Origin of the sequence: Roseovarius salincola (assembly GCF_026891095.1) — a bacterium.
GTDB classification, from domain to species: domain Bacteria; phylum Pseudomonadota; class Alphaproteobacteria; order Rhodobacterales; family Rhodobacteraceae; genus Roseovarius; species Roseovarius salincola.
This window is the reverse complement of the sequence record NZ_JAPTNL010000002.1, coordinates 480,844-505,038: the sequence shown is the minus strand read 5'-3', so window position 1 is coordinate 505,038 and position 24,195 is coordinate 480,844. Positions and strand designations below refer to the sequence as shown.

22 protein-coding genes are annotated in these 24,195 nt (G+C 65.6%); 11 read left to right on the top strand and 11 right to left on the bottom strand.

Annotated elements, in window-relative coordinates; genetic code table 11:
* The first annotated feature begins 204 nt into the window (after positions 1-204).
* A complete protein-coding gene (locus N5A93_RS04995; protein WP_328405120.1) occupies positions 205-1,341 on the top strand; it encodes a Hint domain-containing protein in 1,137 nt (378 codons plus the stop codon).
* 151 nt (positions 1,342-1,492) lie between these two features.
* Here N5A93_RS04995 and N5A93_RS04990 read toward each other — a convergent pair whose 3' ends face one another.
* Genes N5A93_RS04990 through N5A93_RS04975 form a run of 4 tightly spaced genes read right to left on the bottom strand, consistent with a single transcriptional unit; the run spans position 1,493 to position 8,244 of the window.
* Complete coding sequence (locus N5A93_RS04990; protein WP_268953952.1) at positions 1,493-3,541, bottom strand: hypothetical protein; 2,049 nt, start codon at positions 3,539-3,541, stop codon at positions 1,493-1,495.
* Between the two features lies 1 nt (position 3,542).
* Positions 3,543-6,365 carry a DUF4159 domain-containing protein gene (locus tag N5A93_RS04985; protein ID WP_268953951.1) on the bottom strand — a complete coding sequence of 941 codons (2,823 nt, stop codon included), beginning with the start codon at positions 6,363-6,365 and terminating at the stop codon, positions 3,543-3,545.
* Complete coding sequence (locus N5A93_RS04980) at positions 6,362-7,240, bottom strand: DUF58 domain-containing protein (protein WP_268953950.1); 879 nt, start codon at positions 7,238-7,240, stop codon at positions 6,362-6,364. Before N5A93_RS04980 ends, N5A93_RS04985 begins: the two co-directional genes overlap by 4 nt.
* Complete coding sequence (locus N5A93_RS04975) at positions 7,237-8,244, bottom strand: AAA family ATPase (protein WP_268953949.1); 1,008 nt, start codon at positions 8,242-8,244, stop codon at positions 7,237-7,239. The genes N5A93_RS04980 and N5A93_RS04975 overlap by 4 nt, the downstream gene beginning before the upstream one ends.
* 69 nt (positions 8,245-8,313) lie before the next feature.
* Between N5A93_RS04975 and N5A93_RS04970 the strand changes: the two genes are divergently transcribed.
* Together N5A93_RS04970 and N5A93_RS04965 are read left to right on the top strand one after the other, a co-directional pair.
* Positions 8,314-8,895: a DUF1285 domain-containing protein gene (locus tag N5A93_RS04970; protein WP_268953948.1), complete on the top strand. Its 582-nt coding sequence runs from the start codon at positions 8,314-8,316 to the stop codon at positions 8,893-8,895.
* A 30-nt stretch (positions 8,896-8,925) separates the two neighbouring features.
* A complete protein-coding gene (locus tag N5A93_RS04965) occupies positions 8,926-9,675 on the top strand; it encodes a hydroxypyruvate isomerase family protein (protein ID WP_268953947.1) in 750 nt (249 codons plus the stop codon).
* Between the two features lie 3 nt (positions 9,676-9,678).
* Here the strand turns inward: N5A93_RS04965 and N5A93_RS04960 are convergent, their stop codons facing one another.
* Positions 9,679-10,593: a cation diffusion facilitator family transporter gene (locus N5A93_RS04960; protein ID WP_268953946.1), complete on the bottom strand. Its 915-nt coding sequence runs from the start codon at positions 10,591-10,593 to the stop codon at positions 9,679-9,681.
* Between the two features lie 73 nt (positions 10,594-10,666).
* Here N5A93_RS04960 and N5A93_RS04955 point away from each other — a divergent pair, with 73 nt between their 5' ends.
* On the top strand, positions 10,667-11,080 hold the full coding sequence (locus N5A93_RS04955) for a MerR family transcriptional regulator (protein WP_268953945.1): 414 nt from the start codon (positions 10,667-10,669) through the stop codon (positions 11,078-11,080).
* 24 nt (positions 11,081-11,104) lie between these two features.
* Here N5A93_RS04955 and N5A93_RS04950 read toward each other — a convergent pair whose 3' ends face one another.
* A complete protein-coding gene (locus N5A93_RS04950; protein WP_268953944.1) occupies positions 11,105-11,518 on the bottom strand; it encodes a universal stress protein in 414 nt (137 codons plus the stop codon).
* Positions 11,519-11,820: 302 nt separating this feature from the next.
* Here N5A93_RS04950 and N5A93_RS04945 point away from each other — a divergent pair, with 302 nt between their 5' ends.
* From N5A93_RS04945 to N5A93_RS04930, 4 genes are read left to right on the top strand one after another with little or no spacing between them, the layout of a single operon-like run.
* Positions 11,821-13,245, top strand: a complete 1,425-nt coding sequence (locus N5A93_RS04945) for a circularly permuted type 2 ATP-grasp protein (RefSeq protein ID WP_268953943.1) — start codon at positions 11,821-11,823, stop codon at positions 13,243-13,245.
* 5 nt (positions 13,246-13,250) lie between these two features.
* Positions 13,251-14,192, top strand: a complete 942-nt coding sequence (locus N5A93_RS04940; RefSeq protein ID WP_268953942.1) for an alpha-E domain-containing protein — start codon at positions 13,251-13,253, stop codon at positions 14,190-14,192.
* A 6-nt stretch (positions 14,193-14,198) separates the two neighbouring features.
* Positions 14,199-14,999, top strand: coding sequence for a transglutaminase family protein (locus N5A93_RS04935; RefSeq protein ID WP_268953941.1), 801 nt, complete (start codon positions 14,199-14,201; stop codon positions 14,997-14,999).
* Between the two features lie 34 nt (positions 15,000-15,033).
* Complete coding sequence (locus N5A93_RS04930) at positions 15,034-15,753, top strand: proteasome-type protease (RefSeq protein WP_268953976.1); 720 nt, start codon at positions 15,034-15,036, stop codon at positions 15,751-15,753.
* A 27-nt stretch (positions 15,754-15,780) separates the two neighbouring features.
* Here the strand turns inward: N5A93_RS04930 and polA are convergent, their stop codons facing one another.
* From polA to N5A93_RS04915, 3 genes are all read right to left on the bottom strand, one after another.
* Positions 15,781-18,591, bottom strand: coding sequence for a DNA polymerase I (gene polA, locus N5A93_RS04925; protein WP_268953940.1), 2,811 nt, complete (start codon positions 18,589-18,591; stop codon positions 15,781-15,783).
* A gap of 152 nt (positions 18,592-18,743) precedes the next feature.
* The gene (locus N5A93_RS04920; protein ID WP_268953939.1) at positions 18,744-19,463 is read right to left on the bottom strand and encodes a DsbA family protein; all 720 of its coding nucleotides are present in this window, start codon (positions 19,461-19,463) and stop codon (positions 18,744-18,746) included.
* Positions 19,464-19,479: 16 nt separating this feature from the next.
* Positions 19,480-19,668, bottom strand: coding sequence for a zinc-finger domain-containing protein (locus tag N5A93_RS04915; protein ID WP_268953938.1), 189 nt, complete (start codon positions 19,666-19,668; stop codon positions 19,480-19,482).
* Positions 19,669-19,742: 74 nt separating this feature from the next.
* On the opposite strand from N5A93_RS04915, the gene N5A93_RS04910 reads away from it, so the two are divergent.
* Complete coding sequence (locus tag N5A93_RS04910) at positions 19,743-20,678, top strand: ABC transporter ATP-binding protein (RefSeq protein WP_268953937.1); 936 nt, start codon at positions 19,743-19,745, stop codon at positions 20,676-20,678.
* 24 nt (positions 20,679-20,702) lie between these two features.
* Here N5A93_RS04910 and N5A93_RS04905 read toward each other — a convergent pair whose 3' ends face one another.
* The gene (locus N5A93_RS04905) at positions 20,703-21,689 is read right to left on the bottom strand and encodes an adenosine kinase (protein WP_268953936.1); all 987 of its coding nucleotides are present in this window, start codon (positions 21,687-21,689) and stop codon (positions 20,703-20,705) included.
* Entirely contained in the window at positions 21,686-22,330 is a 645-nt protein-coding gene (gene nth / locus N5A93_RS04900) for an endonuclease III (protein WP_268953935.1), read from the bottom strand. Before nth ends, N5A93_RS04905 begins: the two co-directional genes overlap by 4 nt.
* 187 nt (positions 22,331-22,517) lie before the next feature.
* Between nth and N5A93_RS04895 the strand changes: the two genes are divergently transcribed.
* Positions 22,518-23,315 (top strand): methylated-DNA--[protein]-cysteine S-methyltransferase, encoded by a 798-nt coding sequence (locus N5A93_RS04895; protein WP_268953975.1) that lies wholly within the window; start codon positions 22,518-22,520, stop codon positions 23,313-23,315.
* Between the two features lie 130 nt (positions 23,316-23,445).
* Positions 23,446-24,111, top strand: a complete 666-nt coding sequence (locus N5A93_RS04890) for a YiaD family glycine zipper/OmpA-like lipoprotein (protein ID WP_268953934.1) — start codon at positions 23,446-23,448, stop codon at positions 24,109-24,111.
* Positions 24,112-24,195 lie beyond the last annotated feature (84 nt).

The following is a 24,195-nucleotide window of genomic DNA, read 5'->3' as shown; positions in this document are numbered from 1 at the left end:
CCCGCAACCAGTTTGCCATAATGTTCGGCGAGCGCTTCGACGCTTGAGTATCTGAAACCGCATGGACCGGGACAGATACACAGAGTTCAGGACACTCCCGAACAGACGGTCACAACGCAGGCGGGCCGGGATTACGAACTGACCTTCGACGCAGCCGAAAATGATTTTTTTGGCGCCAGCGGTGATCACACGCTTGTGGTCGAGGTGATCGACAGCAACGGCGTCGTCATCGCGAACCAGACCCAGGTCATTGCCGATGAAAGCAGCCAGACCATAACGCTGCCCTTCACCTCCACCACCGATAATGTCACCCCGCGGTTCTCGAACCCGACGTCGACCGAGACGGTCGACACCGACCTGACCATCGACAATATCGCCGTCACCCCCGTCGATCCTGCGGGCAGTGATGACGACACCCTGATCGGTGGCGCGGGCGATGACATCATGGAGGGCGGCGCGGGCGCCGACACCTTCGTGCTGGCCGATGGGTCGGGCAGTGACGTCATCACGGATTTCGACCTGACCGACAGTGGCGACGGCACCACTGTCGATCAGCTGGATGTCTCCGGGATGACGGATGCCGATGGCAATCCGGTCGATGCCTGGGATGTGGTCGTGACCGACACGAACGGCGATGGCACCGGCGACGCGATCCTGACCTTCCCGAACGGCGAGAGCGTGACCCTTGTTGGCGTCACGGTCGATCAGGTGGATACGCCAGAAGAGTTGAATGCCATCGGGGTTCCGTGTTTCACTCCGGGCACCCTGATCGCCACGGAGCATGGCGAAAGACCGGTCGAGGATATCCGTCCCGGCGATCTGGTCTGGACGGCCGACAATGGCCTGCAGCCCATCCGGTGGGTCGGCGCGCGGACATTGACCCAGACCGATCTGGCCGAAAACGAACACCTGAGACCTGTCGTGATCCGCAAGAATGCGTTCGGGAACCGGCGCAGAATGTTGGTATCGCCTCAGCGCGCAATGGTGATGGTCGTCGGCGGGACGGAATGCCTTGTCAGGGCGAAACATGCCGCGGAGACATTCGGCGGCAAGGTCGCCAGGATCGACAAGCGCTGCGAACGCGTGACCTATATTCATCTCATGTTCGAACAGCACGAGCTGGTCTATGCGGAAGGCGCCTTGACGGAAGCGTTCTATCCGGGGCCTGTTGCGCTCGGTTCGGTTGACAAACCGGCACTTGCCGAACTTCTGGCGGTGTTCCCGGCGCTGGCAAAGGTTGCGTTCGGGGGAAAGGCGGCGATGGCCGAATACGGTTCACCCGCGCGCCACTATCTGCGGCGACGGGATGTTTCCCTGATCGACGTCCATCGGGGTTCATGACCCGAATTCACCCCGCCTGCGCAGGGCGCACCGGATAACCGCAAAAGGCGGTTCGCGCCAAGTGCGCCGCGCGCGACAGACCGGCAGGTCATGCCGCCCTTTACGCGTCCCTGGCCGAGGCCGGGGGGCCAGATGAAGGGGCGTGCGGGGTCTAGCGGCGGCCTTCGCGCAGCCAGCCGCCAATAATCAGGGCCGAGATGAGCAGCAGCACCGCCCAGGCGGGCAGGAGCGCGGTCTGGGTGACCGAGGCCGTTTCAAAAGCGCCGCGCGGGGTGAGGCCGATCCAGCCGCGCCCGGCGGCGGGACGACCGGGGCGCACATCGCGGATACGGGGCAGACCGTCTTCGAGGGCGAGCGCGCCGCCGCCGGTGCGTTCGAGCATCGGGGCGACGGGATCGGCGCTGGCGATGGTCTGTTCGAATTCCACCGGCGCGGCGGGGCCGAGGCCGATCACCGCGCTCTGGTCATCGTTTTCGAGCCGGTAAAGTCCGATCTCGGGGCCGTCGAACTGGGTTTCGAAGCGCCCCGGGCTGACCTCTTCGAGGGCGCGTTCGAATATCTCGCCCGAGGGGGTGGTGATGATCACGTCGCCGATATCGCCCGAAAGCGAGCGGCGGATGATGCGCATCCGCTGGCCGGTGGCTTCGGCCCAGAGGGCCTCTTCCTCGAGTTCGGGTTCCTTCATCATCCAATGGGCCAGCCGCCGCAGCAATTCAAGCTGCGGGCCGCCGCCTTCGTAGCCGCGGTTCCAGAGCCAGGCATGATCCGAGGCGAGAAGCGCGATTCGCCCTTCGCCGACGCGATCCAGCACCAGGAGGGGGCGGTCATCCTTGCCGGTCATCACCATGTCGCCGGCGGTCTGTTCGACGTCGATCTGGCGCATCCAGCGGCCCCATTCGCCGTCAAATTCCTGTTCCAGCCCGGCGGTGACCGGGTGGCGCTGCCCGAGTTCGCTGACTTCGGGGCGGTAGCGTTCCTCGAGCACGCGGGCGGTGGGGCGCGCGGGCACGATGGGTTCGATGGGCGTGCGGTAAAGGCTGTCGGCGCTGGCGAAATCCGGCCCCGCCGCGATCAGCACCGCGCCGCCCTTTTCGACATAGTTGCGCACGTTTTCGAGATAGATCGAGGGCAGGATGCCGCGCCGCTTGTAGCGGTCAAAAATGATCAGGTCGAAATCGTCGATCTTTTCGAGGAACAGCTCGCGCGTGGGAAAGGCGATCAGCGACAATTCCCGCACCGGCACGCCGTCCTGTTTTTCGGGGGGGCGCAGGATGGTGAAATGCACAAGGTCCACCGAGCTGTCGGATTTCAGAAGGTTGCGCCATGTGCGCCCGCCCGCATGCGGTTCGCCCGAGACCAGAAGGACCGAGAGCCGGTCGCGCACGCCGTTGATCTGCACGAGCGCGGTATTGTTGCGGTCGGTCAGTTCGCCATCCGCATAGGGCGTCGTGAATTGCAGCACATTGCGCCCGCCATGCGGCAGGCTGAGGGGCAGTTCGATTTCGCGCCCCAGCGGCACGTTGAAACGCTGGGGTTCCTCGCCGTCGATCGAGATGTCAAGCGGCACATTCTCGATACCTTCGGGGGCGGCGCCTTCATCGGTGATGGTGAGGGTCATGCTGACCTCTTCGCCGAGGATCGCGAAGGCGGGGGCGTTGTCGATGCGCAGGCGGCGGTCCCAGTCATCGGCGCGCCCGGTATGCAGAAGGTGCAGCGGCGCGGGCATGTCTGGCGCGCGCTCCATGTCGTGGATGCGGCCATCCGAAAGGAGGATCGCCCCGGCGATGCGGCCACGGGGTTCCTCGGCCAGGGCTTCGGAGAGGGCGGTCATGGCCTCGGTTCCGGCATTGTCGGTACCATCGGGCACGGTGATGCGGCGCAGTTCGGTATTGTCGCGCGCCTCGATCCGGGCGGCCAGGGTGTCGGCGGCGCTGGCGGTGGTTTCGCGGCGTTCGGCGAGGCGCTGGCTGGCGCTTTCGTCTTCGAGCAGGAGCACGATATCGCTGAGCGGCTTGCGGTCTTCCTGCTGGTAGGCGGGGCCGGTGAGCGCGGCCAGGATCACCAGGCCGGCAAGCGCCCGGAGCGGCCAGCCCGAGAGGCCCCGAAAGAGCGCAAGCGCGATGCCGCTGGCCGTCAGCAGCGCCAGAAGCGCGATCAGCCACCAGGGCAGGAGCGGGTCGAAGACGATGGTCGAGCTCATGTCATTGCCCCAGCCTGTCGAGGAGTGCGGGCACATGCACCTGGTCGGATTTGTAATTGCCGGTCAGCACATGCATCACGAGGTTGACCCCGAAGCGATAGGCCAGTTCGCGCTGGCGTTCACCCGCATAGCCGCGGCCCACCGGCAGCATCGGGTTGCCACGCGAATCCATCGCCCAGGCGGCGGCCCAGTCATTGCCGCCGATCACCACCGGGGTGACGTTGTCGTTGAGGTTGCGAAACGGCATGCCTTCGATCTGTTCGGCATCGGGCGGGGCGGCTTCGACCCAGACGGAGCGGCCCGAGTGGCGGCCGGGAAAGTCCTGGAGGAGGTAGAAAGCGCGGGTCAGCACGTGATCGTCGGGCACCGGTTCGAGGGGCGGGATGTCGAGGGGCTGGGCGAGGCGTTGGAGCATCTGCCCGTTGGGCGAGGACGCGCCGAAGCCCGCGACATTGGCGTCGCGCGTATCAAAGAGGATCATGCCGCCGCTGCGCAGATAGGTGTTGAGCCGGGCATAGGCCTCTTGCGAGGGGAGCGGCTGATCGGGTGTGACGGGCCAGTAAAGCAGCGGGTAGAGCGCCAGATCGTCGGCTTCCAGATCGACGCCGATCGGCGATGCGGGTTCGACCGATGTGCGGAAGAAGAGCGTTTCGGACAGCCCTTCGAGCCCGGCGCGGGCGGTGTCGTCAAGCGTGGCATCGCCGGTCAGCACATGCGCCAGCACCACTTCGGAGGCCGCGCGCAGTTCCTTGTCGCTGGCGGGGGGCGTGGTCTGGGCCTGCACGCCCTGGGGCAGGATCAGCGCCCCCGTGAGAAGGGCAGCCGCAAGTGCGGCGGCAGCGTTGGAGGCGCGGGCGGGCATCAGGCGACCCGACAGGGCCAGAGACGCGACGATGTCAGCGAGCAACAGCAGCGCCGCAAGCCCCAGGAGCCACCCCCCCAGCGGCGCTTCGGGCGCACGCGCCAGCCCTTCGACGGGAATGCGGGCAGGCCACGCGGTGGGCGCAAGCGTATCGTCCGCCTGCATCACGTTGCGCGCCAGCCGCCTGTCCGGCCCCTCGTAAAGGCCCGGCGGCAGCTCGGGGCCAAGCGCGTCGGAAATCAGGCGTTCGCCCGCGATCCCCGGCAGGGTGCCCGCATCATCAAGCTGACCGAAGCCGTCAAGCACCTGAACCGGCTGCCATGTGGTGCCCTCCATTTCCGCAAGGTCGGGCAAGGCCACCGCGGATGAGACCGCAAGCCGTTCGAGCATCTGCACGAAGAGCCCCGAAAGCGGCAGGCTGGACCATTCGGCATTGGCGCTGACGTGGAACAGCACCACCTGCCCCGCACCGACCCGTTTGCGGGTGACGAGCGGCGTGCCGTCGGAGAGCTCCGCGATCACCCGCTCGGCCAGAACCGGGTCGGGCTGGGCCATGACCTGCGCCGATACGGTCACATCCGGGGGCACCGCCAGCCCCGCGAAGGGGCTGTCTTCGGGGAAGGGGGCGAGGGTCTTGGGCTCGCCCCAGCTCATCGCGCCGCCGACGCTGCGGCCACCGGCGCGAAGGCGCACCGGCATCAGGGGGTTTTCGCTGCTGCGCGACACATCCGACGCGGCAAGGCGCGGCCCGGCGAAACGCAGCAGAAGTCCGCCCTGATCCATCCAGTCGAGCAGGGCCTCTTCCTCGCCGGAGGCGAGGTTCGCGACATCGGCAAGCACGATCACATCGGGATTGGCGGGCAGGATATCGAGCAACGCGCCGTCAAGGAGTTCGGCCGCGGGCTGAAGCGCCTGTTCGAGGTAATGCAGCGGCGAAAGGAGTTCGAGGCCCTCGCGGTCCTCGCGCCCCGCGATCAGCGCCACTTCGCGCCGCTTGAGGCTGTCATCGGTCAGCGTGACCGCCCCGGCGGTGCCCTGTCCGGCGACCTGAAACCGGGTGACGCGGGCACGCAGTTCGGCGGGCAGGGACAGCGCGCCGTCGGCGGTGGTGGCGTCGCTGTCAAAGCGCATCGGCAGGGTCGCCAGAAGGCGGGCATTGCCCTGCGGGTCGCGGCCATGGGCCTCGATGGTGATGTCGCGCGCAGCGCCGGTGCGGGCGCGATGGGCAGTCAGTTGCACGGTGCCGTCCTCGATCATGGCGGGGGCAAGCGCGATGACGGGCGCGGGGCTTTCATGCGCGGTGACGGGGCCAAGGCGTTCAAGCGCGCCGAGCAAATCATCGCGACCGGGCCGCGAGAGGCCGTCCGAGAACCAGCGGGTTTCAAGCGCGCCTGCGTCAAGCGCCTCGCCCAATCCGCCGTCAAGCGCGGTTTCAAGCGCGGCAAGGGCGGCGTCATTCATGGCGGGGGTGGGCGACCATGGCGCGGGTTCAAGCCCGGTGAGACGGCTGCGCCAGTCCTCGGCGGCGCGAAGAACGGGCGGTTCGGGCTGCGAGAGGCGCAGGAACGCCACCGGGCGCGAGGCGCGCCCCGCCTCGGCCAGCAGGGAGTCGAGCAGGCCGAGCTGCGCGGGCCAGTCGCGGGCACTGGCCCAGCTGGCATCCTGCACGATCAGCAGCGGTCCGCGCGGCGTCGCGGCCCCGTCGGCGCGCGGGTTGAGCACCGGACCAGCCAGCCCGACGATCACCGCCGCCACCGCCAGCATCCGCAACAGCAGCAGCCACCATGGCGTTCGGTCGGTCACGCTGTCGTCGTCGCGCAGCCCCAGAAGCAATGCCACACCCGGAAACCGGCGCCGGATCGGCGCGGGTGGCACCGCGCGCAGCAGAATCCACAGCGCGGGCAGCGCCGCGAGCGCCAGCAAGAGCCAAGGCGTGGTAAAGCCGATTGCGCCCAGCATCATCGCCAGCCCCCGCCGTCAAACGCGCCATAAAGCCACAGCAGCGCCGATTGCGCACTGTCGGATGTGTGGTGCAGCCCGTATTGCCAGCCGGTCACGGCGCAAAGCGATTGCAGTTCGGATTTGCGGGTGGCGAGGCGTTCGAGATAGCGGTCGCGCAGCTCGGACGCCTTGAGCGTTTCATGCGCCATTGAGCCACCCATACTTTCGAAGATGGTGCGGCCGCGATAGGGAAAGGTCTCCTCGGCCGGGTCCAGAACATGCAGCATCGCGCCCCGCACGCCACGGTCGGCCGCTTGGGTCAGCGCCTTTTGAACGCCATCGAGCGGGCCAAGGAAATCCGACACGAAGAGCGCGCGGCCATGCGCCAGAAGCCCGCGCAGATCGGGCGTGCCGTAATCGGCTTCGCTGTCTTGGGTCAGGGCCTCGGCGAGGCGGGAGATCTGGGCCTGCCCGCGCCGCGGCGGCAGCGCATGGCCGGTGAGGCCGACACGTTCGCCCGCGCGATCAAGCAGGATCGCCACCGCCAGCGACAGGAGCCGCGCGCGGTCGGATTTGCGCGGCAGGTTGTCATCGGAGGCAAAGCGCATCGAGGCCGCGTCATCGACCCAGATCATCACGCTCTGGGCGATCTGCCATTCGCGCTGGCGCACGAATTCGGCATCCGACTTGCCCGAGCGCCGCCAGTCGATATCGCGCCGCGCGTCGCCATGCATCACCGGGCGGTATTGCCAGAAATCATCGCCCATCCCCGAACGCCTGCGGCCATGTTCGCCCAGAAGGACGGTCCCCGCCAGTTGCTCGGCCCGTGCCAGAAGAGGCGGCAGCGGGGCGGCTTCGGCCTCGGACCGGGCGCGAAGACGGGCGGCCTGGGTCACGCGGCGGCCTCAGCGCGGGTGATCTGCGAAACGGTCTCGGCGATCAGCCCCTCAAGGCTTTCGCCGCGCGCCCGCGCCGCGAAATTGAGCGCCATGCGATGCGCCAGCACGGGCTGCGCCATGGCCGCCACATCGCCGATATCGGGCGCAAGACGGCCCTGCAACATCGCGCGCGCCCTAACCGTCAGCATCAGCGCCTGTGCGGCGCGCGGGCCTGGCCCCCAGGCGACGTCCTTTTGCACCGCCTCGGATGCGGACGAATCTTCGGGCCGGAAGGCGCGCACCAGATCAAGGATGGTTTCCACCACCGAATCCCCCACCGGCATCCGGCGCAGCAGCGTTTGCGCGTCGATCAGTTCCTCGGCGGTGAAGACCTGGAAGGATTCGGTTTCCTCGGCCCCGGTGGTGGCCAGCAGGATGCCGCGCTCGGTGTCGCGGTCGGGATAGGGCACGTCGATCTGCACGAGGAAGCGGTCAAGCTGGGCCTCGGGAAGGGGGTATGTGCCCTCCTGTTCGATCGGGTTCTGGGTGGCGAGCACGTGGAAGGGCGGCGTGAGCGGGCGGTTTTCGCCCGCGACGGTGACCTGGCGTTCCTGCATCGCCTGCAACAGTGCCGACTGGGTGCGCGGGCTGGCGCGGTTGATCTCGTCGGCCATCAGGAGCTGACAGAAGACCGGGCCGGGAATGAACTTGAAGGCGCGCCCGCCATCGGCGCCGGTTTCCAGCACTTCGGACCCCAGAATGTCGGCGGGCATCAGGTCGGGCGTGAACTGAACGCGGTTGGCATCAAGGCCCATCACGGTGCTGAGGGTTTCGACCAGGCGGGTCTTGCCAAGGCCGGGAAGGCCGATCAGCAGCCCGTGCCCGCCGCACAAGAGCGCCGAGAGCGACAGGTCCACCACACGTTCCTGGCCGATGAAGCGCCGGGTGATCGAATTGCGGGCCTTGGCCAGCTTGTCTTCGAGGGCCTCGATCCCGGCAAGCAGATCGGCGTCATCGGTCATGGCAAAACTCCTGTCGAGATTATATCCTTCCTCATGAGTGTATCGCGCAAGACCGAAATGGCAAAAGCAATGAGCAAAGACATGATCACGAGCCCGTCAGCGGAGGGCCTGGCAGACGCCGTGCGCGCCGCGCAAGGCAAGGGATTGCCCCCCGTCCACAAGTGGAACCCCGCCTTCAGCGGCGATCTGGACATGCGGATCGCGGCGGACGGGACATGGTTCTATCAGGGCACGCCGATCAACCGCTTCGAGATGGCGCGGCTGTTTTCCACCATCCTGCGGCGCGAAGGCGACAGATATTTCCTTGTGACGCCGGTCGAGAAGGTGGGAATCACCGTCGATGACGCGCCTTTCGTGGCGGTGGATGTCGAGGCCGAGGGCAAAGGCGAGGCGCAGGAGCTGATCTTTGAGACGAATATGGGCGAGCGGGTGGTCGCAGGCCCCGACAACCCGATCCGCGTCGCGCGCGACGACGCGACCGGAGAGCCGCGCCCCTATGTGATGGTGCGCGACGGGCTGGAGGCGCTGATCGACCGCAAGAGCTTTTACCGGCTGGCCGGGATCGGCACGCAAAAGGATGACTGGTTCGGGCTGTGGTCGGGCGGCGCGTTCTTTCGCATGATTCCGCAGGCGGATCTTCCCGAGGGCTGACCGGCCCGCGCCATTGTGTCAGAATGGGCCATGCCCAGATTTGCCGCCAATATCACCATGCTGTTTCAGGAACTGCCCCTCAGCGCGCGCCCGATGGCGGCGCGCAAGGCCGGCTTCGAGGCGGTCGAGCTTTTGTTTCCCTATGATGAGCCGGTCTATCGTATCCGCGAGGGGCTGGCGCAGGCGGGCTTGCCCCTGGTGCTGATCAACACGCCGCTGAGCCGGGACAAGGCCGGGCGGCGGGGCCTTGCGGCGGTGCCGGGTGCAGAGGATGACTTCGCAGAGGCGTTCCGGCGCGCGCTGCGCGTCGCCAAGGTGCTGGGTGCGGGGCATATCCACATCATGGCGGGGCTGGCCGAGGGGCCGGAAGCGCGCGACAGGTTCATTCGCAACCTGGCCTGGGCCGCCGCCACCGCGCCCGACCAGTCGCTGACCATCGAGCCGATCAACCCGCATGACATGCCGGGCTATTTCCTCAATGATTTCGAACTGGCCGGAGAGGTGCTGGATACCGTGGGCGCACCCAACCTGGCGCTGCAATTCGATGCCTTTCACGCCCAGCGCATCACCGGCGACATCGCGGGCGCATGGGGCGCGCATGGTCATCGCGCCGCGCATGTGCAGGTGGCGGGCTGTCCGGGGCGCCATGAACCCGCCGGCGGCGAGATTGACTATCCGGCGTTTTTCGCGCGGCTCGAATCTGATGGCTATGCCGGGTTCGTCAGCGGCGAATACACCCCGGCGGGACGCACCGATGAGGGGCTTGGCTGGCTGGCGTGACGCTTACGAACCGATCAGGCGGGGCGTGTCGCAGGCGGTTCCGGCGGGTTCCATTTCAAGCGCGCTGTGCTGGATGCCGAAGCGCGCGACCAGCATCTCCTTGATCCGGGCGCGCAGGGCGATGGCATCGGTATCCGGCTCCATCGCCACATGGCACTGGAAGGCGGTTTCGTGTTCCTGCACCCGCCACAGATGCACCGCATGCACGTCGCGCACGCCGGGAATGTCGTCAAGCGCCGCCACCAGATCGCCCAGAGCGGGGTCATCGGGGCTCCCCAGCATCAGCACATGGATCGTGGGGCGGATGCCCTGGGCGGCATGCCAAAGGATGTAGCCCGCGATCAGGAAGGTCACCAGCGGGTCCACCAGCCGCCAGTCATAAAGCAGGATCAGCGTCCCCGCGACGATCACCGCGACCGACCCCATCGCATCGGCCACGTTATGCAGGAAGGCCGCGCGGATGTTCATGCTGTCCTTTGACATGCCATGGATCAGCCAGGCGGTCAGACTGTCGATCACCAGCGCCACCCCCGCGACGATCACCACGATCCAGCCATCCACCCCCACCGGGTTCAGCATCCGCTGGACCCCTTCGGCCACGAGATAAAGCGCGATGACGATCAGCGTGGTGTAGTTGATCAGCGCGGCGACCACCTCGGCGCGGCGATAGCCGAAGGTCATCCGCGCGTCGGCGGGCCTGCGCCCGATGCGCCGCGCGGCGAAGGCGATGACCAGCGACAGCGCGTCGCTGAGGTTATGCACCGCGTCCGCGATCAGCGCGAGGCTGCCCGAGATCACGCCCGCCACCATCTGCACCAGCGTCAGCGCGATATTGACCCCGACCGCCCAGGCGACACGGCGGTCGCCGCCAAGATCGGCGGCGTGATTGTGGTGATGGTGGTGATGATCGTGCGGCATGGCGATGGCCCTTTGAACTGTGACCGATGTAATCTAATCTCTCTAGTGACTAGAGGTTCAAGGGGGAAATGCGATGTTTTCCATCGGCGAAATGTCACGCCGCACCGGGGTCAAGGTGACGACGATCCGCTATTACGAGGATATGGGCCTGATCGCCCCGGAAACGCGCACCGAAGGCAACCAGCGGCGCTATGATCTGGCCGGGTTGAAACGGCTGGCTTTCATCCGCCATGCCCGCGATCTGGGCCTGCCACTGGATGCGATCCGCGAACTGGCCGCGCTGGAGGATCACGACCCGGCGGCGCATGACGAGATCCATGCCATCGCCCAGGACCACCTGAAGGACATAAGCGACAGGATCGCCCGGCTGAGGCGTCTGGAAGCGGAGTTGCTGCGGATCGCCGATGCCTGCGACGCGCGCGAGGGCGCGCCCTGCCGCATCCTGCATGCCTTTGGCGATCACGACCAATGCGGCGGGGCGCATTGACGCGCGCCCGTCACGGCAAGGCGTTCAGCCGCGCACCACGTAGACCGAACATTCGGCATGGGTGACGACATGGCTGGAGGTCGTGCCCAGGAGGTAATCCTTGACCTTGGGGTTGGCGGATTCCATCACGATCACATCGACGTCGCGTTCGTCCGCCAGCTTGACGATCTGGCGATGCACCGCGCCCTTGCGCACGACGGTTTCCACCTCGACGCCGGTGGCGGGGTGGGCGGCGATGAACTTCTTGAGCTCATCCCCCCAGTACTTGTCGGAATCATAGATATTCAGATTGCGCTCGATCTCGGGGGCGACGGTGGCCACGATCAGCTTGGCGCCACGCCGCTGGGCCATTTCCACGGCCTCTTCGTAGGCGTTGTATTCCAGCTTGATGTGGCGAAGGTTGACGGGGCAGAGGATCAGCTTGGTTTCGCGGGCCATGGGAGCATCTTTCAACAGAAACAGGTTGCGCGGATGCATGCCCCTACCTGATTCGCGTCTATGCTGCGTCGCAGAAACGGCAGGGCATCGCCTGTAAGCGGCATCATGCAAACAGCGCATGACACCCCCATCACAATAGCACAGTGCGCCGCGCGATTCTTTCATGAATGCGCAATTATTGTGCTAACCTGTCACGAAATGTGCATAATCCATGCTCCGCTCAGGGAACCGGCACAAAAGCGGGTCATGGCGCAGCCCGGAGCGATAATTTCGATCAAGCATCGATCGTGAAAGGCTGACCCATGAGCGAAACACCATATTTCGACGAGATGTGGGGGCATGACGAGACCCTGCGCCAGCCGTATCAGCAGTTTCATGACTGGCTTCATCGCGAGAACCCTGCCGACCTGCGCGCCAAGCAGCGCGAGGCCGAAGAGCTGTTCCGCCTGACCGGCATCACCTTCAATGTCTATGGCCGCACCGAGGCCGAAGAGCGCCTGATCCCCTTCGACATCATCCCGCGCATCATTTCGGGCGCCGAATGGACCAAGCTGTCGCGCGGCATCGAACAGCGGGTGCGTGCGATCAACGCCTTTCTGCACGACATCTATCACCGTCAGGAGATCATCCGCGCCGGGCGCATCCCCAAGGAGATGATCAGCCGCAACGAAGCCTTCCTGCCGCATATGATCGGGGTCGAGCCGCCGGGCGGTATCTACACCCATATCGTCGGCATCGACCTTGTGCGCACGGGGCCGGGCGATTTCTATGTGCTCGAGGACAACGCGCGCACGCCGTCGGGTGTCAGCTACATGCTGGAGAACCGCGAGACGATGCTTCAGATGTTCCCCGAGCTGTTCAGCCAGAACCGGGTGCAGCCGGTGCAGAACTATCCCACCGACTTGTGCCGCTCGCTGGCGGCCTCGGCGCCGACCGGGGCGGGATCGCAGCCGGTGGTCGCGGTGCTGACGCCGGGGATCTACAACTCGGCCTATTTCGAGCACGCCTTTCTGGCCGACCAGATGGGCGTCGAACTGGTCGAGGGGCATGATCTGAGGGTCGTGGACGGGCGCGTCGCGATGCGCACGACGCAGGGCTACAAGCCGGTGGATGTGCTCTATCGGCGGGTGGATGACGATTTCCTCGATCCGATGAATTTCAACCCCGACAGCCAGCTTGGCGTGCCGGGGATTATGGATGTCTACCGCGCCGGGGGCATCACCATCGCCAATGCACCGGGCACGGGCATTGCCGACGACAAGGCGATCTATTCCTACATGCCCGAGATCGTCGAGTTCTACACCGGCGAGCGGCCCTTGTTGCAGAACGTGCCGACATGGCGCTGCTCGGACCGTGACGACCTGGCGCATGTGCTGGAGAACCTGAGCGATCTGGTGGTCAAGGAAGTGCATGGATCGGGCGGTTACGGAATGCTGATCGGACCGACCGCGACAAAGGCCGAGATCGCGGGTTTCCGCAAAAAGCTGAAGGCGCGACCGGCAAACTACATCGCGCAGCCGACGCTGAGCCTGTCCACCGTGCCGATATTCTCGCGCCAGGGGCTGGCGCCGCGCCATGTGGATTTGCGCCCCTTCGTTCTGGTCAGCCCCGAGGGCATCCGGGTGACGCCGGGGGGATTGACGCGGGTGGCGCTGAAGAAGGGATCGTTGGTGGTCAATTCCTCGCAAGGGGGCGGCACCAAGGACACCTGGGTTCTGGGGGATTGATCGGAATGCTGGGAAAAACGGCCAACGGCCTGTTCTGGATGTATCGCTACCTTGAACGGGCGGAAAACACCGCGCGGCTGATCGAGGCGGGCCAGCGCATCGCGCTGACCCGGCTGGAGGCGCGCGACGAGGAATGGATCTCGGTGCTGCAATCGGCCGGGGTGCTGGATGCGTTCCGGGCCGAGAACGAAGCCGTCACGAAGGAGGCGGCAATCGACTGGCTGTTGCGCTCGCGCGCCAATACCAGTTCGGTACTGTCCTGCGTCGAGGCGGCAAGGCAGAATGCGCGCATGGTGCGCACCGCCCTGACCGGCGAGGTCTGGGAGGCGATCAACGCCACCTATATGCGCACCCGCAGCACGCTGGCGCGCAAGGTGTCGGAACGTGACCTGCCCAAGGTGCTGGGAGCGATCCGCCAGCATACCGCGCTGGTGCGCGGCATGACCCATGGCACGATGCTGCGCAACGAGATCTACGATTTCGCCCGGATCGGCACCTTTCTGGAGCGCGCGGACAATACCGCGCGGATTCTGGACGTGAAATATTACGTGCTGCTGCCCACCGCGAGCGCCGTGGGCACGTCGCTGGACAATGTGCAGTGGGAAACCATCCTGCGGTCGGTTTCGGCGCGGGGCGGGTTCCGCATGGCCTATGGCGCAGGTGCAGGCCCCGCCGAAATCACCGAGTTCCTGATCCTCGACAAGCGGATGCCGCGCAGCCTGGCGTTTTGTGTGGACAAGCTGCATTGCAACCTGCGCTATCTGCACAAGGGCAAGCGCAAGCCGCTGCCGTCGCTGCGCCAGGTCGATCAGCTGGAACGGATGTATCTGGTGCATGAGATCGGCGCGGTCTTCGAATTCGGCCTGCATGAGTTCATTCAGCAGATGCTGACGCAACTGGCCGGGATTGCACGGCAGATCGAAATAGATTTCCGCTTCTACGAGTGAGGGGCCATGCGACTCAAGATTTTGCACAGCACGCATTACCGCTTTGATACGCCGGTGAAATACGGCCTTCAGCAATTGCGCAAGACGCCGAAATCCTCGCCTCAGCAACAGATCATCAGCTGGCGCACACGGGTCAAGAATGGCCGCAAGGAGCTGGAATTCGAGGATTATCATCACAATACCACCGAATTGATCAGCTTTGCGCCGGGCACCACGGAACTGAGCGTGATCAGCGAGGGCGAGGTCGCGCTGAGCGACACCCATGGCGTGCTTGGCGCGCATCGCGGGCCTGCGCCATTGTGGCTTTACCAACGCGAGACCGAACGCACCCGCGCCGGAAAAGGTGCGCGCGCGCTTTTGCGCGGCATCGAGGCGGCGGCGCCGACTTTGGAGGGGCTGCACGCGCTGGCGGCGGGCATCCGCGCGGCGGTGCCCTATGAGATCGGCGCGTCCTATCCCGACTGGAGCGCCGAGGACGCGCTCGATGCGGGGCGCGGCGTGTGTCAGGATCACGCCCATATCTTTCTGGCCTGCGCCCGCGAACTGGGGGCGCCTGCGCGCTATGTCTCGGGGTATCTCATGCTGGACGACAAGACCGTGCAGGAGGCGATGCATGCCTGGTCCGAAGTGCATATCGAGGGGCTGGGCTGGGTCGGGTTCGACGTGTCGAACGGCATCTCGCCCGATACCCGCTATGTGCGGGTCGCGACCGGGCTGGACTATGGCGATGCTTCTCCGGTATCGGGATCGAGGGTCGGCGGCACGGGCGAGACGCTCGAGGTGCAGATCGACGTGGCGCAGCAGTAAGAGCAAAGGCCCCGGCATGACATATTGCGTGGGAATGATTCTGGACGAGGGGCTGGTTTTCATGTCCGACACGCGGACAAATGCCGGGCTCGACAATATCTCGACCTTCCGCAAGATGACGCTTTGGGAACAGCCCGGAGAGCGGGTCATCACCCTGATGGCGGCGGGCAACCTGGCCACGACACAGGCGGTGGTCAGCCTGCTGGATGAGCGCAGCAAATCCCCCGAGGAGAGAAAACCGTCGCTGTTGCAGGTGCCGTCATTGTTTCAGGCGGCGCGCGTGGTGGCCGAAACCCTGCGCGAGGTGATCGAACAACATGGCAAGGGCGGGCTGCAATCGGACAGCCCGTTTGGCGCGACGCTGATTATCGGCGGACAGATCGCCGGCAGCCCGCCTCGCCTGTTCATGATCTATCCCGAGGGCAATTTCATCGAGGCCGGCGAGGACACGCCGTTTTTCCAGATCGGCGAGACCAAATACGGCCGGCCCATCCTGGTGCGGGCCTATGACCGGGGGCTGGGGTTCGAGGCGGCGATGAAACTGCTGCTGGTGAGTTTCGATTCCACCGTGAAGACCAATCTGACCGTGGGCGCGCCCTTCGATTATCATTTCTACCCGACCGACAGCCTGCAGGCGGGACCGCGCGGGCGCATCGCGCAGGACGACCCGTATTTCCAGGTGATCTCGAAAGGCTGGGGCGATGCGCTGAAGGACGCGCTGGACAGCCTGCCGGAATTCCGCTTCGAGGGATAAGGCGGGCGCGATGTCAACCCAAGGCGCCTAATGCGCCTCGGCCCAGTTCGCCCCCTGCCCCGCATCCACGACCAGCGGCACGTCGATCCTGACCGCCGGATCGGCGGCGCCCTGCATGACCTCGCGGGCGGTGGCGATGAGGGTGTCGGCGGAGTCCTCGTGAACCTCGAAGATCAGTTCGTCATGGACCTGAAGCAACATCTTCGCGGGCAGGTCTTCGATGGCGGCGGGCATGCGGATCATGGCACGCCGGATGATGTCGGCCGCTGCGCCCTGGATCGGCGCGTTGATTGCGGCGCGGCGCGCGAAACCCGCGCGCGGCCCCTTGGCGGCGATCTCGGGCGTGTGGATCTTGCGCCCGAACAGGGTCTGGACAAAGCCGTGTTCCTTGGCGAAGGCGACGGTGTCGTCCATATAGGCCTTGATGCCGGGAAAGCGTTCGAAATAGCGGTCGATGAAGCCCTGCGCATCCGAGCGCGGAATGCGCAGGTTGCGCGCCAGCCCGAAGCCGGAAATCCCGTAGATCACCCCGAAATTGATCGCCTTGGCCTGACGGCGGATTTCGGGCGTCATCTGGTCGAGCGGCACGTCGAACATTTCGGATGCCGTCATGGCGTGGATGTCCAGACCGTCGCGGAACGCTTGTTTCAGCGCGTCGATATCGGCGACATGGGCGAGGATGCGCAGCTCGATCTGGGAATAATCGAGGCTGACCAACACATTGCCCGGCTCGGCGACGAAGGCTTCGCGGATGCGGCGGCCCTCCTCGCTGCGCACGGGGATATTCTGAAGGTTGGGGTCGGTCGATGCCAGACGCCCGGTATTGGCACCGGTCTGCACATAAGAGGTGTGAACACGTCCGGTGGCCGGATCGATGTGATCCTGAAGCGCGTCGGTATAGGTCGATTTCAATTTGCTGAGCGCGCGCCAGTCCAGCACCCGCGCCGGAAGGTCATGTTCGGTGGCCAGATCTTCGAGCACGTCAGCGCCGGTGGCGTAGGCGCCGGTCTTGCCCTTCTTGCCGCCATCGAGGCCCATTTCATCGAACAGGATCTCGCCCAGCTGCTTGGGTGAGCCGACATTGAACTTGCGCCCGGCCAGTTCGTGGATCTCTTCTTCGAGCTGGGCCATTTTCTGGGCGAACTTGCCCGACATGCGGCTGAGCGTGTCGCGGTCCACCTTGACGCCGTGGCGCTCCATCCGCGCAAGCACCGGCGACAGCGGGCGTTCCAGCGTCTCGTAGACGGTGGTGACCTTTTCGCGGTGCAGCTGCGGCTTGAACGAGAGCCACAGGCGCAGGGTGATGTCGGCATCCTCGGCGGCGTATTTCACCGCCTCGCCGACCGGCACCCTGTCGAAGGTAATGGCGGATTTTCCGCTGCCCAGAAGCGTCTTGATCGGGATCGGCGTGTGGCCGAGATAGCGTTCGCTGAGCGTATCCATGCCGTGGCCATGAATGCCCGCGTTGAGCGCATAGGACATCAGCATCGTGTCGTCGAACGGGGTCACTGTGATGTCGTGGCGCGCGAATATCTTGGCGTCGTATTTCATGTTCTGCCCGATCTTGAGGATCGAATCGTCCTCGAGCACGGGTTTGAGCGCCGCGAGCACGGCATCGAAGGGCAGCTGTCCTTCGGCCAGCGCATCGGTGCTGAAGAGATCCTCGGCCTGCCCGTCGCGATGCAGGAGCGGGATGTAACAGGCCTGGCCCGGCACGACGGCCAGTGAGATGCCCACCAGTTCCGCCTGCATCTCGTTGAGTGAGGTGGTTTCGGTATCGACGGCCACATGACCATGAGCGCGGATGCGCGCGATCCAGGTGTCCAGCGCCGCCATGGTCGAGACGCATTCATAGGCGTCGGGCGCGATGGCAGGCCATTCGGGCACCGTTGCGGACGGATCGGCGCCCGCCGGGTCGGTATCGGGAATGACCGGCGGTTCGGCGCCCAGCCTGTCGGCGATGCGCTTTGACAGGGTGCGGAATTCCATTTCAGCGAGGAAACCCAGAAGCGTGTCGGGATCGGGGTCGCGCAGTTCGAGATCGTCCAGCGTGAAATCGAGCGGCATGTGGCAATCGAGTTGCACAAGCTGGCGCGAGAGTTCGATCTGGGCGCGGTTCTCGATCAGGGTCTGGCGGCGCTTGGGCTGGGGGATTTCCCCGGCGCGATCAAGCAGCGCATCGAGGCTGCCGAATTCATTGATCAGCAGGGCCGCCGTCTTGACCCCGATGCCCGGCGCGCCGGGCACGTTGTCGACGCTGTCGCCCGCCAGCGCCTGCACATCAACCACGCGATCGGGGCCGACGCCGAATTTCTCTTCGACGCCTTCGGCGTCGATCAGGCGGTTCTTCATGGCGTCGAGCATTTCCACCCCGCCGCCCACAAGCTGCATGAGATCCTTGTCCGAGGAGATGATCGTCACGCGGCCGCCCGCGTCGCGCGCCTGGCAGGTGAGCGTGGCGATGATGTCGTCGGCCTCGAAACCCTCGATCTCCTTGCAGGCGATGTTGAAGGCTTCCGTGGCGCGTCGCGTCAGCGGGATCTGCGGGCGCAGATCCTCGGGCATGGCTTCGCGGTTGGCCTTGTACTGGTCATAGAGGTCGTTGCGGAAGGTGTGACTGCCCTTGTCGAAGATCACCGCGATATGGGTCGGGGCGTCGGCGCTGGCGCTGTTGCCGTCGATATAGCGTTGCAGCATGTTGCAAAAGCCCGACACCGCGCCGATCGGCATGCCGTCGGATTTGCGGGTCAGCGGCGGCAGCGCGTGATAGGCGCGAAAGATGAAGGCCGAGCCGTCGATCAGGTGAAGATGGCAGCCCTTGCCGAATGAATTGCCCATGATCGCCCCCGTTGACATGTCCTGCGGGGACGGTATTGCCATGAAGTGCCGCGCGCTTCCAGCGCGAACCTGCCGGGACGGCATGGGGGCGCTGCCCCCGTCGCCGCAAGCGGCGACTCCCCCGGAGTATTTTCGGCAAGATGAAGCCCCTCTCAGGCGCAGGGGGGCGTGGATTCCTGGCGTTCGATTGCGATCAGCCGCTCGAGGCGGGACTCGGAGAGCGCGCCAAGGGTGGCGGTACGCCCGATCACGAGGGCCGGCGTGCCGATGAAGCCGAAACGGCGGGCAAGATCGGCGGTGATGGCAAGCTGGCGGGTCACGCCGGGGTGATCCATGTCGACGATGAGAAGGTCGGGGTCGATGCCCGTCTCCTGCGCAAGGCGGCGCAGATAGGCGGGGTTCGGCACGAAGGAGCTGTCCATCATCCGGGAATGGAACGCCTCGTAAGCCCCCTGGCGCCGCGCGGCCAGGGCGGCGCGCGCGCCAAGCGTGGAATCCGGGCCGAGGAGCGGCAGTTCATGCCAGGTGAGCGAGATGCCAGATGTCTGCGTCAGCGCGGCGAGCCGGGGGCTGAGGCGGCGGCAGAAGGTGCAGCGGTAATCCGAGAAATAGGCCAGCGGCACGTCACCCGCGCCGCGCGTTTCAGTGAAAAGGAGGTCGCAGACCGAAAGGCCGGGCGCCGCGTCAAGCGCCCCCTGCCCGCCCAGGCCGGCCAGCGCATTGGCGGGCGCGGTGGGCGCGCCCCGTTCCCGGCGAAAGCCCGGCAGGCCGGGAATCGGGTCAAAGGCCACCTTGGGGTCGAGCATGGCGGCAAGGCGCGGCCACGCGGCAACGCCCAGCGCCGTCAGCACGACCGAGGCCGCGCCCGCCATCAGGAGGTCGCGTCGATCAGGCAGCGGAAACCTTGTCCTTGAAGTCGTGGTGAATGTATTTGCAGTCGCAATAGGGGCATTCGACGAAGCCCGTTGCGGGCGGGATCGATAGCCAGACGCGCGGGTGGCCCAATGCGCCTTCGCCGCCATCGCAGGCGATGCGGTAGCTGTCGACGATCCGGGTTTCCGGAGGTTTCGTCACCATCTGGCGTTTCCTTTTGACGACATTTCCACTAGGTCCGATTATGAGCGATCAGGCAGGCAGGGGCAAGGGGAGCCATGGGCGAGAACGCCATTGAAATCCGCGGATTGGAAAAGACCTACGGCGCGAGCAAGGGCAGTCCGGCGAAAGCGGCACTGAAGGGCGTGGACCTGGATATTCCCGCCGGATCGGTCTTTGGCCTGTTGGGGCCGAATGGCGCGGGCAAATCGACGCTGATCAATATTCTGGCGGGGCTGGTGGTGAAGACCGCCGGGCGCGTCACGATCTGGGGATTCGACCAGGATGTGAACCCGCGCCAGAGCCGCGCCTCGATCGGGGTCATGCCCCAGGAGCTGAACCTCGATCCGTTCTTTACCCCGCGCGCCGCGCTGGAGGTGCAGGCGGGGCTTTACGGTGTTCCCAAATCGCAGCGCCGCAGCGACGAGATCCTGGCGCTGGTGGGGCTGGAGGACAAGGCCGAGGCCTATGCCCGGACCCTTTCGGGCGGGATGCGGCGGCGGCTGTTGCTGGCCAAGGCGCTGGTGCATCGCCCGCATGTCCTGGTGCTGGACGAGCCGACGGCGGGGGTCGATATCGAGCTGCGCCAGATGCTGTGGCAGAATGTCCGCCGCCTGAACGAGCAGGGCATGACGGTGATCCTGACGACCCATTACCTTGAGGAGGCCGAAGAGATGTGCGACGAGATCGCGATCATCAATTTCGGCGAGGTCGTCGCGCGTGACAGCACCGCCAACCTGCTGGAAAGGCTGGATTCCAAGACCATGATCATTCATCCCGACAGCGATGTGACCGAGCTGCCGCAGGCCCCCGGACTGGCTGTGGAGAAACGCGCCGACGGGGCGCTGGTGTTCAGCTATCAGTCGCACGAGACCCCCGCCGAGGCGGTGCTGGAGGCGGTGCGCGGCGCAGGCATCCGCATCCGCGACGTGAAGACCGAGCAGGCCGATCTGCAGGACGTGTTCCTGGAACTGACGCGGTCGCGCGAGGCGTAACCGCGCGGCACGACCGATCCCGCGTCAGATCAGGCCTTCGGCGCGGAACATGTCCTTGACATCCGCTTCGGGGCGCGCGCCGTAATGCGAGATCACCTCGGCGGCGGCGATGCAGCCCATGCGCCCCGCCACGTCGAGCGGCGCGCCTGTCGCCATGCCGTAAAGGAACCCGGCGGCGAACTGATCGCCCGCGCCGGTGCTGTCGAGCGCCGGGACCGCGCGCACCGGCACAGTGAGCGTATCGCCCTTTGTCGCGATCACCACGTCATGACCCGAGCGGGTGCAGACCACAAGCCCGCTTTCGGCGGCGGCCTGTTCCAGCGCCGCGCCGAGATCCTCGGTTTCGTAGAGCGCGCACCATTCATGTTCATTGCCCAGCACGTAGTCGAGCTCCTGCACCAGCTTGCGGAAGTCCCCGCGGTGGCGATCGACGCAGAACGGATCGGAGAGCGTGATGCCCGACACCCCGCCCGAGGCCCGGCAGGCACGCGATGCGGCAAGAAAGGCATCCTTGCCCTTGGGCTTGTCGAAGAGATAGCCCTCGAGGAACAGGAGCGCCGCGCCACCGGCGACATCGTCATCCACGTCGTCGGGGCCAAGCTCGGCGGAGATGCCCAGATAGGTGTTCATCGAGCGCTCGCCATCGGGTGAGACGAAGATCATCGAGCGCGAGGTCGGCAATTCGCCCTCGGGGACCGGAGGATTTACGAAGTCGATCCCCTCGGCGGTCATCGCATTGGCATAGAACCGGCCCAGCACGTCGTCATGCACGCGTCCGATGAACCCGGTCTTGAGCCCGAGCGCCCCCATCCCCGCGATGCTGTTGGCGACCGAGCCGCCGGGCATCTGCGTGCGGTTCCGCATCTGATCGAACAGGAATTCGCCGCGCGGCTGCTCGACAAGCTGCATCACGCCCTTGTCGATGCCAAGGCGCGTCAGAACATCGTCATCGCATTGGGTGATGACATCGACGACGGCATTGCCGATGCCGACGGCCTGGTATCTGGTCATATGGTCTTTTCCTCGTACTGACAGAGATCACGTATGATGCAGGTGGGGCACATCGGCTTGCGGGCCTTGCAATGGTAGCGGCCATGCAGGATCAGCCAGTGATGCGCGCATTGCTGGAAATCGACCGGCACGTTGTCTTCGATGGCGCGTTCGACGGCGACCACGTCCTTGCCGGGGCAGATGCCGGTGCGGTTGCCGACGCGGAAGATATGGGTATCGACCGCCTGCGCGGGGTAGTGCCACCACATGTTGAGAACCACATTGGCGGTCTTGCGTCCAACCCCCGGCAGCGCCTGAAGCGCGGCGCGCGAATTGGGGACTTCGCCGTCATACTGATCGACCAAGATGCGCGACAGCTTGATCACGTTCTTGGCCTTGTTGCGGTAAAGGCCGATGGTCTTGATGTGGTCGATCAGCCCCTCCTCGCCAAGGTCCAGCATCTTTTGCGGGGTGTCGGCGATCTGAAACAGGTCGCGCGTGGCGCGGTTGACCCCCGCATCGGTGGCCTGCGCCGAAAGCGCCACGGCAACGACCAGCGTATAGGCGTTGACATGGTCGAGCTCACCCCTGGGTTCGGGCTCGGCCGCCTGAAAGCGGGTGAATATCTCGCGGATGGTATGATAGTCGAGCTGGCTTGCCATGCGACGCCTTTTGCCCCGAAAGAACCCAATGCGCAACATTCGGGTCGCCGCAGCGGGCGCGGCACTTTAGTCTGATGCCATATACAAGGACGAGGCCATGAGCGAAACCATGCAAGACACCCCGGCAAAGGCCCTGCCCGACAATCTGCCCGAGACCAAAGAGGCGCAGGGCTATCATTACAACGTGATGCGCCGCGCGCTGGACAGGATCGACGCGGCGGGCGAACGGATGTCGCTTGAATCGCTGGCGGCCGAGTTGAACATGAGCCCGGCCCATTTCCAGCGCCTGTTCTCGGCCTGGGTCGGGGTCTCGCCCAAGCGCTATCAGCAATACCTGACGCTGGAACATGCCAAGGTGCTGCTGGCCGAGCGCCACACGGTGCTGGAGACCGCCGCCGCCGCCGGGCTGTCGGGCAGCGGGCGGCTGCACGATCTGTTCCTCAGATGGGACGCCATGAGCCCCGGTGAATTCGCGCGGCGTGGCGCGGGATTGACGATTCGCCACGGCTGGTTTCCCAGCCCCTTTGGCGAGGTGCTGGCAATGGGCACCGAGAAGGGGCTGTGCGGGCTGGCATTCGCCGATGAATGCGGCCGCGTTGCCGCATGGCAGGACATGGCGGGGCGCTGGCCCGCCGCGCAGTTCGAACATGACCCGGGCAGCATCGCGCACTGGGTCGAGGCGGCCTTTGCCGGGCGCGGCGAAACGGCGCTGCACATGATTGGCGCACCGTTTCAGATCAAGGTCTGGGAGGCATTGCTGCGCGTCCCCAGCGGTCATGTCACCACATATTCCGACATCGCGAAGGCCATCGGCAGCCCGCGCGCGGTGCGCGCGGTGGGCACGGCCGTAGGGCGCAATCCGGTCAGTTTCCTGATCCCGTGCCATCGGGCGATGCGCAAATCGGGCGGGCTTGGCGGTTATCACTGGGGCTTGCCGGTCAAGCGCGCGATGCTGGCCTGGGAAAGCGCACGCAACGAGGCCTGACCGCAGGCCCGGATATCAGATATGCGCGGATTGTCGCCGATTTCCCCCCGGTTTTCCTTGGGTCGCGGACCTGCATTGCCTATTCTGGCGCCAGACCCGGACAATCGGGCGATCAACACAAGGCTATTCCATGATCCGAGCAAGACATTCCCTTATCATTCTGGCGGGCACATCCTTGCTGATGGCCACGGCCTGCACCGACCCGGCCACGGTCAATGGCAATGACCCGCGCCAGAAAACCAAACAGGGCGCGCTTCTGGGCGGCTTGCTGGGCGCCGGGGTCGGCGCTGCAGTGAGTAGCGACAAGGGCAAGGGTGCCGTCATCGGCGGCGCGCTTGGCGCGGCGGGCGGCGCGGCCTATGGCAACATGCTGGACAAGCAGGAAGCGCAGCTGCGCCAGGAGCTGGACAATGACCGCATCCGCATCACCAATACCGGCGACCGGCTGATCGTGACGATGCCGCAGGACATCCTGTTCGACGTGGACAGCGCCGCGGTGCGGTCGGGGCTGCGCAGCGACCTGATGACCGTGGCGGACAGCCTGCGCGATTACCCCGATTCGTCGGTGCAGGTGGTGGGCCATACCGACAACACCGGCGCGGCCTCCTATAACCAGCAGCTTTCTGAGCGGCGCGCCAATGCGGTAGCCGATGTGCTGATGCAGGGCGGCGTGCCCTTCGGGCGCATCCAGACCTTTGGCCGGGGCGAGAACCAGCCGATTGCGGACAACCTGACCGATTCCGGGCGCGCCCAGAACCGCCGGGTGGAGATCGTGATCCTGCCGAACGCGACCTAACCGCGCGGCGCCACGGGCGACCCAAGAACGGCAAAACCCCGGCAAGGTTCAGACCCTGCCGGGGTTTTTCATATCCGGGCGGTG

What these genes read in the sequence shown, in the direction of transcription:
- N5A93_RS04955 (WP_268953945.1), top strand. Translation starts at nt 10,667, where the DNA reads ATGTTTTCCATCGGCGAAATGTCACGCCGCACCGGGGTCAAGGTGACG.
- N5A93_RS04935 (WP_268953941.1), top strand. Translation starts at nt 14,199, where the DNA reads ATGCGACTCAAGATTTTGCACAGCACGCATTACCGCTTTGATACGCCG.
- N5A93_RS04910 (WP_268953937.1), top strand. Translation starts at nt 19,743, where the DNA reads ATGGGCGAGAACGCCATTGAAATCCGCGGATTGGAAAAGACCTACGGC.
- nth (WP_268953935.1), bottom strand. Translation starts at nt 22,330, where the DNA reads ATGGCAAGCCAGCTCGACTATCATACCATCCGCGAGATATTCACCCGC.
- N5A93_RS04960 (WP_268953946.1), bottom strand. Translation starts at nt 10,593, where the DNA reads ATGCCGCACGATCATCACCACCATCACCACAATCACGCCGCCGATCTT.
- N5A93_RS04890 (WP_268953934.1), top strand. Translation starts at nt 23,446, where the DNA reads ATGATCCGAGCAAGACATTCCCTTATCATTCTGGCGGGCACATCCTTG.
- N5A93_RS04965 (WP_268953947.1), top strand. Translation starts at nt 8,926, where the DNA reads ATGCCCAGATTTGCCGCCAATATCACCATGCTGTTTCAGGAACTGCCC.
- N5A93_RS04915 (WP_268953938.1), bottom strand. Translation starts at nt 19,668, where the DNA reads ATGGTGACGAAACCTCCGGAAACCCGGATCGTCGACAGCTACCGCATC.
- N5A93_RS04895 (WP_268953975.1), top strand. Translation starts at nt 22,518, where the DNA reads ATGCGCCGCGCGCTGGACAGGATCGACGCGGCGGGCGAACGGATGTCG.
- N5A93_RS04930 (WP_268953976.1), top strand. Translation starts at nt 15,034, where the DNA reads ATGATTCTGGACGAGGGGCTGGTTTTCATGTCCGACACGCGGACAAAT.
- N5A93_RS04985 (WP_268953951.1), bottom strand. Translation starts at nt 6,365, where the DNA reads ATGATGCTGGGCGCAATCGGCTTTACCACGCCTTGGCTCTTGCTGGCG.
- N5A93_RS04920 (WP_268953939.1), bottom strand. Translation starts at nt 19,463, where the DNA reads ATGGCGGGCGCGGCCTCGGTCGTGCTGACGGCGCTGGGCGTTGCCGCG.
- N5A93_RS04905 (WP_268953936.1), bottom strand. Translation starts at nt 21,689, where the DNA reads ATGACCAGATACCAGGCCGTCGGCATCGGCAATGCCGTCGTCGATGTC.
- N5A93_RS04945 (WP_268953943.1), top strand. Translation starts at nt 11,821, where the DNA reads ATGAGCGAAACACCATATTTCGACGAGATGTGGGGGCATGACGAGACC.
- N5A93_RS04940 (WP_268953942.1), top strand. Translation starts at nt 13,251, where the DNA reads ATGCTGGGAAAAACGGCCAACGGCCTGTTCTGGATGTATCGCTACCTT.
- polA (WP_268953940.1), bottom strand. Translation starts at nt 18,591, where the DNA reads ATGGGCAATTCATTCGGCAAGGGCTGCCATCTTCACCTGATCGACGGC.
- N5A93_RS04970 (WP_268953948.1), top strand. Translation starts at nt 8,314, where the DNA reads ATGAGCAAAGACATGATCACGAGCCCGTCAGCGGAGGGCCTGGCAGAC.
- N5A93_RS04990 (WP_268953952.1), bottom strand. Translation starts at nt 3,541, where the DNA reads ATGAGCTCGACCATCGTCTTCGACCCGCTCCTGCCCTGGTGGCTGATC.
- N5A93_RS04950 (WP_268953944.1), bottom strand. Translation starts at nt 11,518, where the DNA reads ATGGCCCGCGAAACCAAGCTGATCCTCTGCCCCGTCAACCTTCGCCAC.
- N5A93_RS04975 (WP_268953949.1), bottom strand. Translation starts at nt 8,244, where the DNA reads ATGACCGATGACGCCGATCTGCTTGCCGGGATCGAGGCCCTCGAAGAC.